9 protein-coding genes are annotated in these 15,312 nt (G+C 63.7%); 6 read left to right on the forward strand and 3 right to left on the reverse strand.

Annotated elements, in window-relative coordinates; genetic code table 11:
* Positions 1–234: 234 nt before the first annotated feature.
* The 4 genes from VF629_RS25320 (at position 235) to VF629_RS25335 (ending at position 6,217) form a co-directional block, all read left to right on the forward strand.
* Positions 235–2,292 (forward strand): glycoside hydrolase family 65 protein, encoded by a 2,058-nt coding sequence (locus tag VF629_RS25320; RefSeq protein WP_331061309.1) that lies wholly within the window; start codon positions 235–237, stop codon positions 2,290–2,292.
* Between the two features lie 56 nt (positions 2,293–2,348).
* Positions 2,349–3,707: an MFS transporter gene (locus VF629_RS25325; protein WP_331061310.1), complete on the forward strand. Its 1,359-nt coding sequence runs from the start codon at positions 2,349–2,351 to the stop codon at positions 3,705–3,707.
* A 235-nt stretch (positions 3,708–3,942) separates the two neighbouring features.
* Positions 3,943–5,139, forward strand: coding sequence for a glycoside hydrolase 100 family protein (locus tag VF629_RS25330; RefSeq protein ID WP_331061311.1), 1,197 nt, complete (start codon positions 3,943–3,945; stop codon positions 5,137–5,139).
* A 151-nt stretch (positions 5,140–5,290) separates the two neighbouring features.
* Positions 5,291–6,217, forward strand: a complete 927-nt coding sequence (locus tag VF629_RS25335; protein ID WP_331061312.1) for a carbohydrate kinase family protein — start codon at positions 5,291–5,293, stop codon at positions 6,215–6,217.
* Positions 6,218–6,301: 84 nt separating this feature from the next.
* Here the strand turns inward: VF629_RS25335 and VF629_RS25340 are convergent, their stop codons facing one another.
* Entirely contained in the window at positions 6,302–6,952 is a 651-nt protein-coding gene (locus VF629_RS25340; RefSeq protein ID WP_331061313.1) for an HAD family phosphatase, read from the reverse strand.
* Positions 6,953–7,178: 226 nt separating this feature from the next.
* Between VF629_RS25340 and VF629_RS25345 the strand changes: the two genes are divergently transcribed.
* A complete protein-coding gene (locus tag VF629_RS25345) occupies positions 7,179–8,078 on the forward strand; it encodes a hypothetical protein (RefSeq protein ID WP_331061314.1) in 900 nt (299 codons plus the stop codon).
* A 43-nt stretch (positions 8,079–8,121) separates the two neighbouring features.
* Here VF629_RS25345 and VF629_RS25350 read toward each other — a convergent pair whose 3' ends face one another.
* Positions 8,122–11,616 carry a PAS domain-containing protein gene (locus tag VF629_RS25350; RefSeq protein WP_331061315.1) on the reverse strand — a complete coding sequence of 1,165 codons (3,495 nt, stop codon included), beginning with the start codon at positions 11,614–11,616 and terminating at the stop codon, positions 8,122–8,124.
* Between the two features lie 313 nt (positions 11,617–11,929).
* On the opposite strand from VF629_RS25350, the gene VF629_RS25355 reads away from it, so the two are divergent.
* Positions 11,930–14,398 (forward strand): TonB-dependent receptor domain-containing protein, encoded by a 2,469-nt coding sequence (locus tag VF629_RS25355; RefSeq protein WP_331061316.1) that lies wholly within the window; start codon positions 11,930–11,932, stop codon positions 14,396–14,398.
* Between the two features lie 16 nt (positions 14,399–14,414).
* Here VF629_RS25355 and VF629_RS25360 read toward each other — a convergent pair whose 3' ends face one another.
* Positions 14,415–14,909 carry a hypothetical protein gene (locus VF629_RS25360; RefSeq protein ID WP_331061317.1) on the reverse strand — a complete coding sequence of 165 codons (495 nt, stop codon included), beginning with the start codon at positions 14,907–14,909 and terminating at the stop codon, positions 14,415–14,417.
* Positions 14,910–15,312 lie beyond the last annotated feature (403 nt).

A 15,312-nucleotide genomic window follows, 5' to 3' on the forward strand; every position in this document is an offset into this window, starting at 1 on the left:
AACAGGGTAAGCCAACCGCTTACCCTGTTTTGTTCAGGGCCTTGCACGCCCATTTTGCAGGCCAAGGTGGACCGCCTGTCATCGGGGGCAGCCCCTGCTGAACTGTTCAAGAATGTCATTCCAGGCAGGAAGCGGTGAAACCACTTTTTGGCATTGCTCATCAATAATTGGGGGCTCCAGCGGTGGCTTGCTGATGTCAAGTAGCAGTTGCTTCTTATTCGTAAAAAACGTTACATGCTGACTTCTCCCCTGCGAAGGTTGAACATATGGTTGTGCACGCTGGCGCTGGCATCTCCAGCGGCCCTTTTTGCCCAAGCGCCCGACCCCTGGCGCGTGACGGCCGACCAGATTAACCCGGCCAATTACTACGGCGTGACGGTGGCCAACGGCATGCTGGGCATTGTGTCCTCGCCCGAGCCCTTCAAGGTAAAAAGCGTGGTGCTGGCTGGGGCCTACGACCAGTACGGCCGCGGCCGGGTGAGCAACTTCCTCAACAGCTTCAACCTGCTGAACATGTACCTGGAAGTGGACGGCCGGCGCCTGGCCGCGGCTGACGCCACCAATTTCCGGCAGGAGCTCGACATGCAAGGCGCCAGCCTGACCACCACCTTCGACTACGGCGACAAGGCCACCATACGCTACACGTACTACGCCCTGCGGCACCTGCCGTTCACGGTGCTGCTCGACGTGGCGGTGACGGCCAAAAAGGACCTGGCCCTGACCGCCGCCAGCGTGATGGAAGCCCCGGAGGCATTGCGCGACGCGCAGAACTATTACAATGAAATCGACCGGCCCCACGCCCGGCTCAGCCTGCTCACGTCGTCGGCCAAGAGCCCCACGGGCAAGATGCAGCTCTGCGCGTCGACCTCGTTTCTGTTCGGCGAGGCGCACGGGCAGGAACCGGCAGTCATCCACGAGATGTGGGACAGCAACATGCACCTGATGAAGTTCGGCAAAGCGCTGAAAGCGGGGCAAACTTACGCCTACGCCGTAGCGGGCTCCAGCATCACCTCGGCCCACCACGATGACCCGCTGAACGAAGCCGAGCGCCTCACCATTTTTGCCCGGCTGGAAGGCAAGGAGCGCCTGCTGGCGTTCCACCGCAACGCTTGGAAGGAACTGTGGCGCAGCGACGTGCAGATAACCGGCGACGCCCAGGCCCAGCAAGACGTGCATTCGATGCTGTACCACCTCTACAGCTTCTCGCGGGCGGGCACCGATTTTTCGCCCTCGCCGATGGGCCTATCGGGGCTGGGCTACAACGGCCATGTGTTCTGGGACACCGACCTATGGATGTTCCCGGCGCTGTTGGTGCTGCACCCAGAGATAGCGAAGTCGATGGTGGAATACCGCTTTCGGCGGCTGGAGCCGGCCCGGCGCAACGCCTTCGCCCACGGCTACCGCGGCGCCATGTACCCCTGGGAAAGCGCCGACTCCGGCGTGGAGGAAACGCCGGTATGGGCCCTAAGCGGGCCGTTTGAGCACCACATTTCGGCCGACGTAGCGCTGGCCGCTTGGCAGTACTACTGCGTGACGCAGGACAAGGCGTGGCTGCGCGAGAAAGGCTGGCCCATCCTTTCGGCTACGGCCGATTTCTGGGCCAGCCGGGTGGAGCGCAACGGGCCCGGCCACTACGACATCAAGAACGTAGTGGCGGCCGACGAGTGGGCCGAAAACGTGGACAATAACGCCTTCACCAACGCCGCGGCCCAGGTGAACCTGCAAAACGCCACGACCGCCGCCAAGCTGCTGGGCCTGCGCCCCGACCCGGACTGGGCGCTGGTGGCGCGCAACATCCCCATCCTTCAACTAGCCGACGGCGTGACCCAGGAACACGCCACCTACAAGGGCGAGGGCATTAAGCAGGGCGACGTGAACCTCCTGGCCTACCCGCTCAAAACCATTACCGAACCGGCCCAAATCCGCAAAGACCTGGCCTACTACGAAACCCGGGTGCCCACCGAAGGCACCCCGGCCATGACCCAGGCCATTTTCGCGCTGCTATACGCCCGCCTGGGCAACGCCGAGAAGGCCAGCCTCTGGTTTAAGGACGCTTACGTGCCCAACCTGCTGCCGCCCTTCCGGGTGATTGCCGAAACCAAGGGCGGCACCAACCCCTACTTCGCCACTGGCGCGGGCGGCGTGCTGCAAGCCGTTCTGATGGGATTTGGCGGGCTCGACATTACGCCCAATGGCCTCGTGCAAGTGAAAAGCACGCTGCCTACGGGCTGGCAGTCGGTGCGAATTACGGGTGTTGGGCCTCAACGCAAAACCTACTCCGTGGGCCGCTAAGCGACCGGTGGCCCGGCGCGATTCGCGGGGCAATTCATTGTCTATTTCCTGACCCTATGGCTATTTCCGCTGCTCCTTCGCCGTCTGCCGCCACGCTGCGTTTGCCGGCGGTGTCGTTCTGGGACATCCTGAACATGAACGTGGGCTTTTTCGGCTTGCAGTACAGCTTCGGCTTGCAGCAAACCAACATGAGCCCCATTTATTCCTACCTGGGCGCCGACCCCGAAAAGCTGCCGTTTCTGTGGCTGGCCGGGCCGCTCACCGGCCTGCTGGTGCAGCCCATTGTGGGCGCGCTGAGCGACCGCACCACCAGCCGCTGGGGCCGGCGCACGCCCTACTTTCTGGTGGGCGCACTGGTGTGCAGCATGTGCCTGCTGGCCATGCCCTTCAGCCGGGCCGTGTGGATGGCCGCCAGCCTGCTCTGGATTCTGGACGCGGCCAACAACGTGACCATGGAACCCTACCGCGCCTTCGTGAGCGACCAGCTGCCGGCCGAGCAAGTGCCCACCGGCTTCCTCACCCAAAGCTTTTTCACGGGCCTGGGCATCACTTTGGCCAATTTTACGCCCTCGGTGCTGGTGTACCTGGGCTTGCTCAGCGCCACGGCGCGCAGCTCGAACAACATTCCGCACACCACCTACGCAGCATTCGGCATCGGGGCGGCCGTGAGCATCGGGGCCATTCTGTACTCGGTGCTGAAGGTGCGGGAAAAGCCGCTGGACGCGGCGGCCGTGGCCGCCATTCGGGCCGAGCCGGGCGGCGTGGGCGCTACGCTGCGCGAAATTGGCGGGGCCCTGCGGGAAATGCCCCTGGCCATGCGCCAAATGAGCGTGATGATGCTCTGCAACTGGTACGGCATTTTCTGCTACTGGCAGTACATCACGCTGTGTTTGGCCCGCACCATCTACAACACTTCCGACCAAAACTCGGCGGGCTTTGCGCAGGCCCAGCTGCTCACCGGCCGCGTGAACGGTACCTACAACGTCGTCACGTTTTGCAGCGCGTTTCTGCTGGCCTACCTGGTGCGGCGCTGGGGCGCCAAGCCCGTGCACATGCTCAGCCTGACGCTGGCGGGGCTGGGCCTGCTGCTGCTGCCGAACGTGCACAACCCCTCCTTGCTGATGGCTCCCATGCTGGGCCTGGGCATTGGCTGGGCCAGCATGATGGGCACCACCTACGCCCTGCTGGCCAGCAGCATCCCGAAGGCCCGCACCGGGGTATACATGGGCATTTTCAACTTGTTCATCGTGGTGCCGATGCTGATTCAGACGCTGACCTTTTCCTGGGTATTTCGGCACGTGCTGGACGCCCGGCCCGAAAACGTCATTCGGCTGGCCGGGGCGCTGTTTCTGGCCGCCGCCGCTGCAGTGCTGCTCATACGTTCCCCTGACCGCAATGCCGCCCCGGAAGCCTAATCACCATTCAATTAGGCACAAAGAACGTCATGCAGAGCGCAGCGAAGCATCTGGCGTGCAGTCACTAATCAGTGACGCTTTAACAAAAATTACCACCACACGCGAGATGCTTCGCTGCGCTCTGCATGAGGGCTTATTTCAAGTGGGCTTTTAGATAACTCTACTGTAGCGAGCCTTCGTTTCTACCGATACGTACGCTGCACGGTTTTCCTTTTGCGCCGATTTCACTTTACCCATGTCCCACGCCACCCCCGAGGCCCTGCTCCTGTTGCACGCCGCCAGCACGCCCGCCGGTTTTGTGGCCAGCGTGCGCGACCTGGCCAACTACCAGCGCATCTGGACCCGCGACGGCGTCATCACGGGCCTAGCCGCCTTGCTGAGCCAGAACGAGGAGCTGATAACGGTGTTTCGGGCTACGCTAGCTACCATTTTCGCGCACCAGCACGCCACTGGCTTTTTCCCTTCTAACGTGGACCCCGTCACCCACCAGGCCAGCTACGGCGGCAACTGCGGCCGGGTCGACAACGTGAGCTGGGCGGTGGTAGGTTTGCTGCAGTACGCGCACCTGGCGCCCGATGGCGCCGCCTTTGCCGCTCCCTACGCCGCGCAAGTGGCGCGGGCTTTTGGCGTGCTCGACGCCTGGGAGTTCAACGGCAAGCACCTCGTGTACGTGCCCCAAAGCGGCAATTGGGCCGACGAATACGTGCAGCACGGCTACGTGCTCTACGACCAGCTCCTGCGGGTGTGGGCCCTGGAGTTGGCCGCCCGCCACTACGCCCGCGCCGACTGGGCCGCGCAAGCTGCCGCCATCCGGGCCGTGCTTAGCCGCAACTACTGGCCCGACCCTGCCGCCGACCCCGCCACCCTCTACGCCCCCAACCTGGTGCACCAGCTGCAAAAGGCGCCCACCGGCCACTGGCTCCTGGGTTTCAATCCGGCCCGGGTGTACCCGCAGCTCGACCTGGCGGCCAATGCCCTGGCTTTGCTCCTGGGGCTGGGCACGCCGGCCCAGGACGCCGCGCTGCTGCGCCTGCTGGCCGAGCGGCTGGCCGCCCAGCCCGGGCTGCTGCCCGCTTTTAGCCCCGCCATTGAAAGAACCGACCCGCTGATGGCCGAACTGGCCGACAACTATGCCTACGAGTTTCGCAACCTTCCTCACGAGTTTCACAACGGCGGGCGGTGGCCGGTGTGGAACGGCTGGCTGGCCGCCGCCCTGCACCAGCGCGGCGCCGTGGCGCTGGCCGCCGACCTCGGCCAGCGCCTAGCCGAAGCCAACCGCCACAACCCCCTCGATGCCGCCCGCTGGGGCTTTTACGAAAACCTGCACGGCCAAACCCACGCGCCCATCGGCGTACCGTATTGCACCTGGAGCGCTGCCGGCAGCGTACTGGCCGAGGCCTATGCCCAGGGCCAGCGCTTACTTACTTTTTAGTTGCTGGCTGTTTTTAGTTGTCAGTTGCTCGTTGTCAGTTGTTAGTGGCTAACCGAATATGTACCAACAAGCTAATAATCAATACTTAACAACAAAGTCGACAACTAACAACTGACAACTAGCAACTAACAACCAAATAACCCAACCCGCTATGCTTTCCCAGCCCCACTCGCCCGTGACCGCTGCCGGGCCTGCTCCCGCTACTGGTGGCCTGCTGGCCATTGGCGAGGCGCTGATTGACATTCTCACCACCGATTTTGTGGGGGATTTGTCGCAGGTCACAACCTTGCAGGCGGTGGCCGGGGGCAGCCCTGCCAACCTGTGCCGGTTTGTGCAGCACTGCGGCGGTAAGGCCCAGCTGGTGGCCGCCGTGGGGCAGGACGGGCTGGGCGAAATCCTGGTGCGAGCCTTGGCCGGAGCGGGCCTCAGCACCACGCACGTGCACCAGCTGCCCGACCGCGCCACAAGCATCATCGTGGTGGGGCGCTCGCGCGACACGCCCACCTTCATTCCCTACCGCAGCGCCGACCGCCACCTGCCGCCCGTGGACCCCGCCCTCGTGGCCGAAGCCGCCGTGGTGCACACCACCGCCTTCGCCCTGAGCCGGCAACCCGCCCAGCGCCACGTGCTCGACGCCCTGGCCACGGCCACCGCCCACGGCCGCCAAGTGTCCGTTGACTGGAACTACGCCGAGCCCATCTGGCGGCGCAGCAACAACGCCGCGGCCGTGTGGCAGGAGGTGCTGGCCCACCGGCCGCTGCTCAAAGTCAGCCTCGACGACGTGGTGCGGTTTGGGGAAGTACCGCCTACGCCCGAGGCGGCCATGGCGTTTTTGGCGCCGGCACCGGCGCGGGTGCTGTGCCTCACCGGCGGGGCCGCCGGGGTGTGGTACCGGGCCGACCAGGGCGCCTGGGAGCACCAGCCCGCGCCGCCGGTGGAAGTGCACGACGCCACCGGCGCCGGCGATGCCTTTTGGGCCGGTTTCCTCACCCACTGGATGGCGCGAGCCCCCGTGGCCGAGTGCGTGCAGCAGGGCATTCGGACGGCGGCGCGGCGCCTGCAGGGGCAATTGGCTTAGAGCAAAGCGGAGGCGTGCGCCGCTTTTTGCGGCAGCTGTAGCTCTCCAAGCGCGCTGCTGACGTTTCGTTCCGGTAGCGGGGCGCTACAGCAAGCTTTGAAAAAACTCACCGGTAAAGTCCGGGGCGAAATGCAGCACGTTGGGCAGGTGGGCAAATTCCGCTACCTCGTGCGTGGTGGTGAGCACCACGGCTTGCATGCCGGCGTTGTGGGCGGCCTCGGCGCCTTTGGGTACGTCCTCGAACACCACGCAGTCGGCGGGCGCGGCGCCCAGCAGCGCTGCGGCTTTGAGGAAGGTTTCGGGGTGGGGCTTGCTCAGGGCCACGTCGTCGGCGCTGACGATGGCCTGGAAGTAGTGCCGGATGTTCAGGTTATCGAGCACGAAATCGATGTTAAACGGGATGGCCGCCGAGCCGATGGCCATGGGAATGCCGCGCCGGTGGGCCGCTTCCAGAAACTCCGCCAGCCCCGGCAGCAACGCCAGGTGCGGCAGGAATTCGGCCTGGTAGCGTTTCTCTTTTTCCAGCGCGAGGCGGTCCATTTCTTCGCTCGTGAAGCGGTTGGGCCCGAACATGCGCACCAGCACTTCCTGGTTTTTGCCGTACATCTGCGGCTTCACTTCCTCCCAGGCAAATTGCCCGCCCAGGTCGTGGTTGAAGAGGTGCTGCCAGGCGCGGGTGTGGTATTCCATGTCGTGAATCATGGTACCATTCATGTCGAAAATAAAGGCTTTCATGCAAGTAGGTTAGTAGCGCGAGCCGCAAAGTTCGCCTTGGAATGAGTTTCCGAGCCGGTGGGTGGTGGACATTCCCACTCAGCCGTTGCAGCGCGCGAGAAGCCCTCGCGGACGCCCGTCGGGCCCGCGAGGCAGCAGTTGACTGATTGTCAATTGGGTTGGTCTTTGAGAGAAGTGAAAACAGATATAGTTGTTACCAGTCCTTTCATGTAATGAACCGGAGCCCATGAAACGCAGGCAGTTTATCAAAAACGGGGGCGTCCTGGCTTTTGGAGTCGGGGTATTCGGCAACATCAGTTGGACCGACCGCGCTTTCGTGGGCGACACGGCCACCTCGACCGACATTCTGGGCCCTTTTTACCGGCCGGGCGCGCCCCTGCGGCAAAACCTGAACCCGCCCGATTTCCAGGGCGAAGTGCTGCAATTGTTCGGCACCATCTACAAAGAAGACGGGAAAACCCCGATGCCGAACTGCCTCGTCGAGGTATGGCAATGCTGGGCCGATGGCTTGTATGACACCGTTTCGAACGACTTCACTTACCGGGGCAGCCAGCAGGTGGGCCGCGATGGCAAGTACCGCTTCACCATCACCAAACCGGTGCCGGAGCCGGTGGACGCGGCCTCCTCGGTTTTTCGCCCTGCGCACATCCACCTCCGCATTTCCGCCATCGGCGGGCAAGACCTGATTACGCAAATCTATTTCGCCGGCGACCCTTACCTCGACGGCGGCCCCAGCACCAAGCCGCCCTTGGCGGTCAACCGCATTTTGTCGCTCAAAAAGCTTCAACACAACGAAAGTGAAATTCGCTTCGACGTTGTGCTGAAGCAGCAGTACTTGCCCGACGACCGCCTGTTTCACGACGTGTCCGGCATTTACAAGATGAGCAACGACACCGTGATGGAGTTTTACCGCAACGGTGATTTGCTTTTCTACAAGACTGACCACCAAATCTGGGGCGCCTTGTCCTACGCCGGAAACAACACCTTCGTGGGCGGCGCCAACGACACCGAGGCCCGGTTTGAGCTGCAGCCCCAAGGTCAGGCAACCGTTCGGTTTCGTTTCATCCGGCGAAGGAAGCTGGAGCTGGAAGGAACCAAATTTCTGCTCTACGAAAAGCAAGGCTGATTCTCAGCCTTTGGCCATGCGACGGTCCGGCCACGGCGTTCGCTCATAGAAACACCCGGAACGTGGTGCCCTCGCCCACTTCGCTTTCTACCTCCACGTGGCCACCGTTGCTCTGCACAATGCGGTTGACGAGGTAGAGGCCCACGCCGGTGCCCTCGGTGTGGTCGTGGAAGCGACGGAAGAGGTGGAACAGCTCGTCGCGGTGCCGCTGCACGTCGAAGCCCAAGCCGTTGTCCTCCACCAGCAGCATGGGCCGGTCCTGCTCCAGCCACAAGGAGATGTGCACGCGGCTCGGCCGGCCGGGGTCGGCGTACTTGAGCGAGTTGCTAATCAGGTTGAGCAGGATGGTGCGCAGGTTGGCGCGCGCGTAGGAAATGGTGGGCCGCGCCGCAAAGTCGGTGGTGACGCGGGCGCGGGCGGCCAGCATCTGGGGTTGCAGGGTTTGCAGCACTTCCTGGGTCAGCTCGGCCAGGTCCACGGTTTCGGCGGGCAGGTCGGGCAGGCGCTGGGCCTGGCCCACAGCAGCCAGGTCGTCGATGGTGGTGGCGAGCTGGACCAGGGCCTCTTTCACCATCGGCAAGAGTATTTCTTGCTCGGCGGGGTCGGTGAACGTGGTGGAATGGCGCAACTCATCAAAAAGGCCCGCGAGGTTATTCACCGGTTGCTTGAGGTCGTGCGAGGCCGCGTACACGAAGTTGTCGAGGTCGAGGTTGGTGCGGGTGAGCTGCTGGTTGGCGGCCCGTAGCTCGGCGTTGCGGGCAATTACGGCTTGGTTGGCGGCGGTGAGCTCGGCGTTGGCCTGGGCCAGCAGCTGGCGCGCGGCCACTTGCTCGCTCACGTCGGTAGCCACGGCCGCAACGCCCGTAACGTGGCCGTGGCCGTCGCGCAGGGGCTGGTACACGAAGTTCACAACCAGCGTTTCGAGCTGGCCATTGCGCTGCAGCTGCACGGGCTGCTCCTGCGCCGCGTGGGGCTCGCCGCTGGTCACTACGCCTTTCAGCAACAGCTCAAACCCTTGGCCCTGCAGCTCGGGCAGGGCCGTGAGCAGCGGCCGCCCCAGCAGCTCGGCCCGGGGGTGGCCCCACAGGGCGCACATGCCGGGGTTGGCCAGCTCGATGACGAATTCTGGCCCCCGGAACACGGCAATGGCCACCGGGGCTTGCTCGAACAGCAGCTGCAGCTGCGCGTCGCGGCGGCTTACCTCGGCTTGCAGCGAGGCGGCCTCTTGCCGGGCCAGCACTTCCTGGCTCACGTCGAAGGCAAACGAGGAAACGCCCACCGTCACGCCGTTTTCCTGGTAGGCCTGGTAGGTGAAGTTCAGGTAGCGGGGTTGCGGGCCCTGGCCGCGGTCGTGGGTGCCGGCCAGCACCTCGCTGCCAAAATACGGCTCGTTGGTGGCATACACGCGGTCGAGCAGGGCAATGAACCCGCCGTCCAGGGACTCGGGTATGGCTTCCGCGGTGGGCCGGCCCATGAGCTGCCGGTCCGGAAACAACCCCTGGTAGGCCGGGTTCACGTAGTCGATGCGGTGCTCGGGGCCCCGGGCAATGAACACCAGGGCCGGGGTTTGCTCGAACACCTGGTAGAGCGTTTCGCGCTGGCGCACCAGCTGCTCGGCCGCCTTCAGCGCCTCAGCTTGCATGCGTTCGGTTTGGCGGCGGGCCAGCACCCGCTCGGTCACGTCGAAGGCGAAGATGGACACGCCCACCGTAGCCCCAGCCTCCTGATAGGCCTGGTAGGTGAAGGTGTAGTACGCCTCGGGCAGGAGGTTGCCGGCCAAATCGCGCACTTGCAGAGGCAGCTCGTTGCCGAAATAAGGCTCGCCGGTGCGGTACACTTGGTTCAGCAGGTCGATGAAACCGAAATCTACCGTCTCGGGCAGGGCCTCGGCAATGGGGCGCCCCAGCAGCTGGCGGCCCGGAAACAACCCCTGGTAGCCGGGGTTCACGTAGTCGAACCGATGCTCCGCGCCGCGCAGGATGGCCACGCTGGCCGGGGTTTGCTCAAACACCTGGTACAAGGTTTCGCGCTGGCGCACCAGCTGCTCGGCCGCCTCCAGCGCCTGGGCTTGCAGGGCTTCGTTGCGCCGCCGCGCTTGTGCCTGCTCCGTTACTTCCAGGGCAAATACAAGAATGCCATCAATTTGCCCGTGCTCGTCGTAGCGGGCCTGCTGTATGTAGTTGAAGTACCGCTCTTCCAGCACGCCGTCTTCGGGCCGGGCAATGGGGATGAGCAGGCTGGGCTCCTCGTGGGTAATTCCGGTATCGTACACCTTACGGAACGTGCGGTACACTTCGTGCTCGGCAATCTCGGGCAGCGCCTGCAGAATGGGTCGGCCGAGCAGCCGGCGCCCGGGGAAAAGCTGTTGGTAGGCCGGGTTCACCAATTCGTATACCAGCTCGGGGCCGTCGAGAATGCAGATGGCGGCCGGCGCCTGCATGAAAAAGCGCTCCAGGCGGGCCCGTTGGCGCTCGGCTTCGGCGCTGCGGTCGGCCACGCGGGCTTCCAGCTCCTGGTTGAGCTCGCGCAGTTCGAGCTGGGCGTGAAACAAGTCGTCGTTGCTGGACCGAATTTCGTCGTTGGCCGCTTGCAGCTCCTCGTTGGCCGATGCCAGCTCTTCGTTGGCTGTAGCCGTTTCCTGCTCGCTGGTGGCCAGTTTTTCGCGGGCGCGCACCTGCTCGGTCACCTCGTAGGCGAACACCAGAATGCCGTCGATGGCGCCTTGGGCATTGCGCCGAGGCTGATAGATAAAGTTATAATAGCGCCTTTCCAGTTGGTTGGGGCGAGTGGTATCGTGGTCGAGGCGCACCAGCATTTCGTTGACACGGCAGGTTTCGCCGGTGCGGTACACCTCGTTGAGCAAGCCAAAAATGGGCTGGTCGACCAGCTCGGGCATGGCCCGGCGAACGGGCAGCCCCAGCAGCAGCCGCTCGCCCACCAGTTGCTGGTACAGCGGGTTCACCAGCTCAAACACGTGCTCGGGGCCGGCGAAGATGCAAATGATGGCCGGCGCCTGCATAAACGTGCTGCGCAACGACTCGCGCTGGCTTTCGGCCTCGGCCAAGGCGGCGTGCTCGCGCGCCTGGGCTTCGCGCAGGGCCACTTCCACGGCCGAGCGGCCGTGGTGGGCCGTGTCGTGAAAGCTCACCAGCAGCCCCTCCCCCACGCGCTGGGCCGAGAGCTGAAAGTAATTGTCCAGCCCGTCGCCCTGGTAGTTGACTTCCATCCGCATGGGCTGGGGCTGGCCCGAGTCGAACGCCTCGCAGAGAAACGCAAACACACCGGTGTCGAGCGTGTGCGGGTAGTGCTGCAGGTAGGTGCCCTCGGGCCGGGCCGGCTGCTGCAGGATGTGTTGCGCGGCCGGGTTTAGCAGGGCAATGGCAAAGTCCTCAATTTGACCTTCCGCGCCCCGAATGGGCAGGTAGAGGGCCACGCCCGAAAGCGACGCTCCCAGTATGCCCTGCACCAATTCATTCAGCGGGAATAATGGGCGAAGCTCTTCGGGGAAAGACGTGGGAGCAGCGGCAGAAGCGGGCATGTGGCGAAAGTAAGCACTGCGCAAAGGGTAGTGCAACCCATACGGAATTCTGGCGGACATGACCGTCGCGCCGCGCGGCCGGGCACGCTACGCAAACAGCCAACTCGACGCATCGAACACGCATCGAAAAAAAATTTGCACCGCACCGGTAACGAAAACGCAAACCGCCGGTAACCTTCCCACACTCGCTCAGTTTCCCCGCTCGAATCTGCCGCAACGCAGCCTTGCCGCTATTTCCGACGCCTATTGCTTTGCTGGGCTCGCTTCCTCGCTTATCACTCACCTTTCAACAGTTGCTCTTTTTTTCTGCATCATGGTTCTTTCTACATTTTCGTTTCGCGGCCCTTTTCTGCTCCATCTTTTTCTGCTTGTCTGCGGGGTCCTGATGGCCTCCCCGGCACAGGCCCAAACCGCCGGCGTGGTGTCGGGAGCCGTGCGTTCGGGTGCGGGCGCGCCCATCGAATTCGCCACCGTGACGCTGCACCGCGCCGCCGATTCGGCGGTGGTAAAAACCGAGTTTAGCGACGCCCAGGGGGCGTTTCGCTTCGAGCGCGCGCCTACTGGCCGCTACCGGGTGTCGGCGTCGCAGGTAGGTTTTGTTCGGTTTTGGAGCGAGGCGTTTGAGTTGCCCGCCGAGGGCCTGGCCCTGCCGGCCTTCGTCCTGCAAACCAGCGCCGCTACTGCCCTGAAAGAAGTGACTGTAGTGGGCCAAAAGCCCCTGTTTGAGCGCCTGGCCGACCGCACCGTGGTGAACGTGGAAGGCTCGACGCTGGCAGCGGGCAATACGTCCCTCGACGTGCTGGCCCGCTCGCCCGGCGTGACCGTGGACGGCAGCGACAACCTCGCCCTGAAAGGCCGTACGGGCCTGCTGGTGCTCATCGACGGCAAGCGCCAGCCCATGACGGGCTCCCAGCTGGCCGACTACCTGCGCGCCCTGCCCGCCGACCAGCTCAAGAGCATTGAGCTGATTACCAACCCGCCGGCCAAGTACGACGCCCAGGGCGGCGCCGGCATCATCGCCATCAACCTGAAGAAGGACCAGCGCCTGGGCACCAACGGCAGCTTCAACGCCAGCCTGGGCCGGAGCGACTACACCAAGTTCACCACCGGCCTCACCCTCAACCACCGGCGCGAGAAGGTGAACATGTTTTCGTCGGTTACCTACGCCAAACGCGAGTTTTTTAGCGAGCGCAACACCTACCGCTATTTCTACGAGACGCGCGACGGCCAACCCGCGCTGATAGGCACCAGCGACCAGCGCAACAGCACGGTCTCAACGAGCCACTTCATCTACTCGCGGGCGGGCGCCGACTTCACCCTGTCCAAGACCACGGTGCTGGGCGGCGTGGTTACGCTTTTCTCCGTGCCCAACCCCGGACCCAGCAGCCGGGGCCTAAACACCAGCGTGTTTTACGATGCCGACGGCCGGGTGCAGGAGTCGTATTCGGCCCTGAGCACCAGCTTGGGCTACGACCCCAACTTCTCGGGCAACGTCAATTTCAAGCACACCTTCGGGGAAGGCACCGGCCGCCCCGAGCTCACGGCCGACGTGGACTACTCGCAGTACTCCAACCGCCGCACGCAAAGCCAAACCACGTTTTTTGAGCCCAATGAAGCCTTCAACACCCTGGCCAGCGACCAAACCAGTGAGCTGAGCATCCGGGCGGTGAAGGCCGACTACATGCAGGCCCTCAACGAGAAAACGCGCCTTGAAGCCGGGGCCAAAGCTAGCGTGGTGACGGCCGACAACGACATTCGCTTCGAGAACACCCGCCTGGGCGTGACCACGCTCGACCGCAACCTAAGCAACCGGTTTAAGTACGACGAATTCATCTCGGCTGCTTACGTCAACCTCAACCACACCGTGGGCAAGCTCAACGTGCAGGGCGGCCTGCGCGGCGAGCAAACCCACGCCAAAGGCCAGCAGGTAACCACCAACGAAGGCTTCGTGCGCGACTACTACCAGCTGTTTCCGAGCGCGGCCCTGAAGTACAGCCTCAACGAGCGCCACGAGACTTCGCTGTCGCTGAGCCGCCGCATCAACCGCCCCGGCTACGGGCAGCTCAATCCCTTCCGCTTCATCATCGACCCGGCCACTTCCGGCAAAGGCAACCCCGACCTGCGCCCCGAAACCAGCCTCAACACCGAGGTCAACTACACCTACAAGCAGAAGTACACCCTCGGCCTGAGCTACAGCCGCACCGACGACCCCATCACCGACGTGGCCTACCCCGAAACCGACAGCACCACGGTGTCGACCAACGTCAACCTCGACCTGCAGCACTACGTGGCCCTCACCCTCACGGCGCCCCTCACGGCCGGCAAGTGGCTCAGCATCTACAACAACGCCATCCTCTACTACATCCATTACCAGGGCAACTTGGCTAACACCTCGCTGCGCGCCGGCAAGCCCACCCTCAACTTCACCAGCAACTGGACCTTCACGATGGGCAAGGGCTGGGGCGCCGAGCTAAACGGCCGCTATACCTCGGCCCAGCGCGTGGGCTTCTTCGAGTTCAAACCCATGGGCCAAGTGGGCGTGGGCATCAAAAAAGACCTGTGGGAGCGCAAGGGTACCGTGCGCCTGGCCGTTACCGACATTTTCTACACCGCCCCGCTGCGGGCCGTTTCGGAGTACACCAACTACCGCCAGGACCTGTACCTGCGCCGCGACTCGCGCGTGGCTACGCTCTCCTTCAACTGGCGCTTCGGCAACGACAAGGCCACCGCCACCCCCACCCGCCGCACCGGCGCAGAAGAGGAACGCCGCCGCGCCCAGTAGCGCCGGCAGCGGTGGTTTAGGCAGGGTAGCCCATGGTCCAGCCGGCCCGCGGCACCGGTGGACGTTCCGGCCCTTTTACCAATCGGTCGGCCACGGCCCCAGCCACGAAGGCGTAAATGCCCTTGTGAATGAGGTCGATGGTTTGCTCGTCTCGGGGCCACGTCCAGGGTAGCGCGCCCACCCCGGTGGCGTTTTCCAAAGTTTGGTCGTTGAGCAGGCGGAAATTCATGAACAGAAACGACCCCACCGGCCCGCGCAGGCCTTTGGCAGCCATCAGCCCGCGCACGGCGCCCAGCACAATGCCCTGCCCCCAGTGCATAGCCCAGTTCATGCCGAGGCGCTGGTCGTCGGGCTTGTGCGGCTGGCCCAGCAGGCGCTCCAGGGTATGAGCCGGCACGTAGGAATCGGGACGGTTCGTGAAGCGCTGCTCCACCTTTTCGGCCAACGTCATGGCGGCTACTCCGGCCGCGCCGGCCACTATTCCCCACAGGGCAGCTTCGCTCGTTTTCATTCGCTAGGTTGATGAAGCAGCCACCACAGGCCGCGTGAAAAAGGGGCCCTGAGTCCGGTTACAAACCGAGCCCAGGGCCCCAAAACGTACGCGCCGCTTAATAAGTAGTTGGCCTATTTGGCTTGAAAATCCAGCCTGCACAACCCACTGCCGAGGCTACTACTCCTTGCTGTTCAGCTATTTTCGGCGCAACTCTCCGCGCTATAGCCTTGGCTGCCTTGCACGAAAGCCATGCGTAGTTCAGGCATTCTATGCAGGGCGGCGGTGCTTACTATTTTCCACATTCGCCGCTTGTTTGTTCCGAAGCGGTTTAGTAAGTCGGCACCGCCCGGTCCGACGCCCGAGGCGCCCGACCGGTTGCCGCCCACACGATACGCTACCGGCCGTTCACCGACAACCGGTC

The sequence above is a fragment of the Hymenobacter sp. genome (assembly GCF_036388155.1).
Classification (GTDB): Bacteria; Bacteroidota; Bacteroidia; order Cytophagales; family Hymenobacteraceae; genus Hymenobacter.

What these genes read in the sequence shown, in the direction of transcription:
- VF629_RS25360 (WP_331061317.1), bottom strand. Translation starts at nt 14,909, where the DNA reads ATGAAAACGAGCGAAGCTGCCCTGTGGGGAATAGTGGCCGGCGCGGCC.
- VF629_RS25345 (WP_331061314.1), top strand. Translation starts at nt 7,179, where the DNA reads ATGAAACGCAGGCAGTTTATCAAAAACGGGGGCGTCCTGGCTTTTGGA.
- VF629_RS25350 (WP_331061315.1), bottom strand. Translation starts at nt 11,616, where the DNA reads ATGCCCGCTTCTGCCGCTGCTCCCACGTCTTTCCCCGAAGAGCTTCGC.
- VF629_RS25330 (WP_331061311.1), top strand. Translation starts at nt 3,943, where the DNA reads ATGTCCCACGCCACCCCCGAGGCCCTGCTCCTGTTGCACGCCGCCAGC.
- VF629_RS25355 (WP_331061316.1), top strand. Translation starts at nt 11,930, where the DNA reads ATGGTTCTTTCTACATTTTCGTTTCGCGGCCCTTTTCTGCTCCATCTT.
- VF629_RS25335 (WP_331061312.1), top strand. Translation starts at nt 5,291, where the DNA reads ATGCTTTCCCAGCCCCACTCGCCCGTGACCGCTGCCGGGCCTGCTCCC.
- VF629_RS25340 (WP_331061313.1), bottom strand. Translation starts at nt 6,952, where the DNA reads ATGAAAGCCTTTATTTTCGACATGAATGGTACCATGATTCACGACATG.
- VF629_RS25320 (WP_331061309.1), top strand. Translation starts at nt 235, where the DNA reads ATGCTGACTTCTCCCCTGCGAAGGTTGAACATATGGTTGTGCACGCTG.
- VF629_RS25325 (WP_331061310.1), top strand. Translation starts at nt 2,349, where the DNA reads ATGGCTATTTCCGCTGCTCCTTCGCCGTCTGCCGCCACGCTGCGTTTG.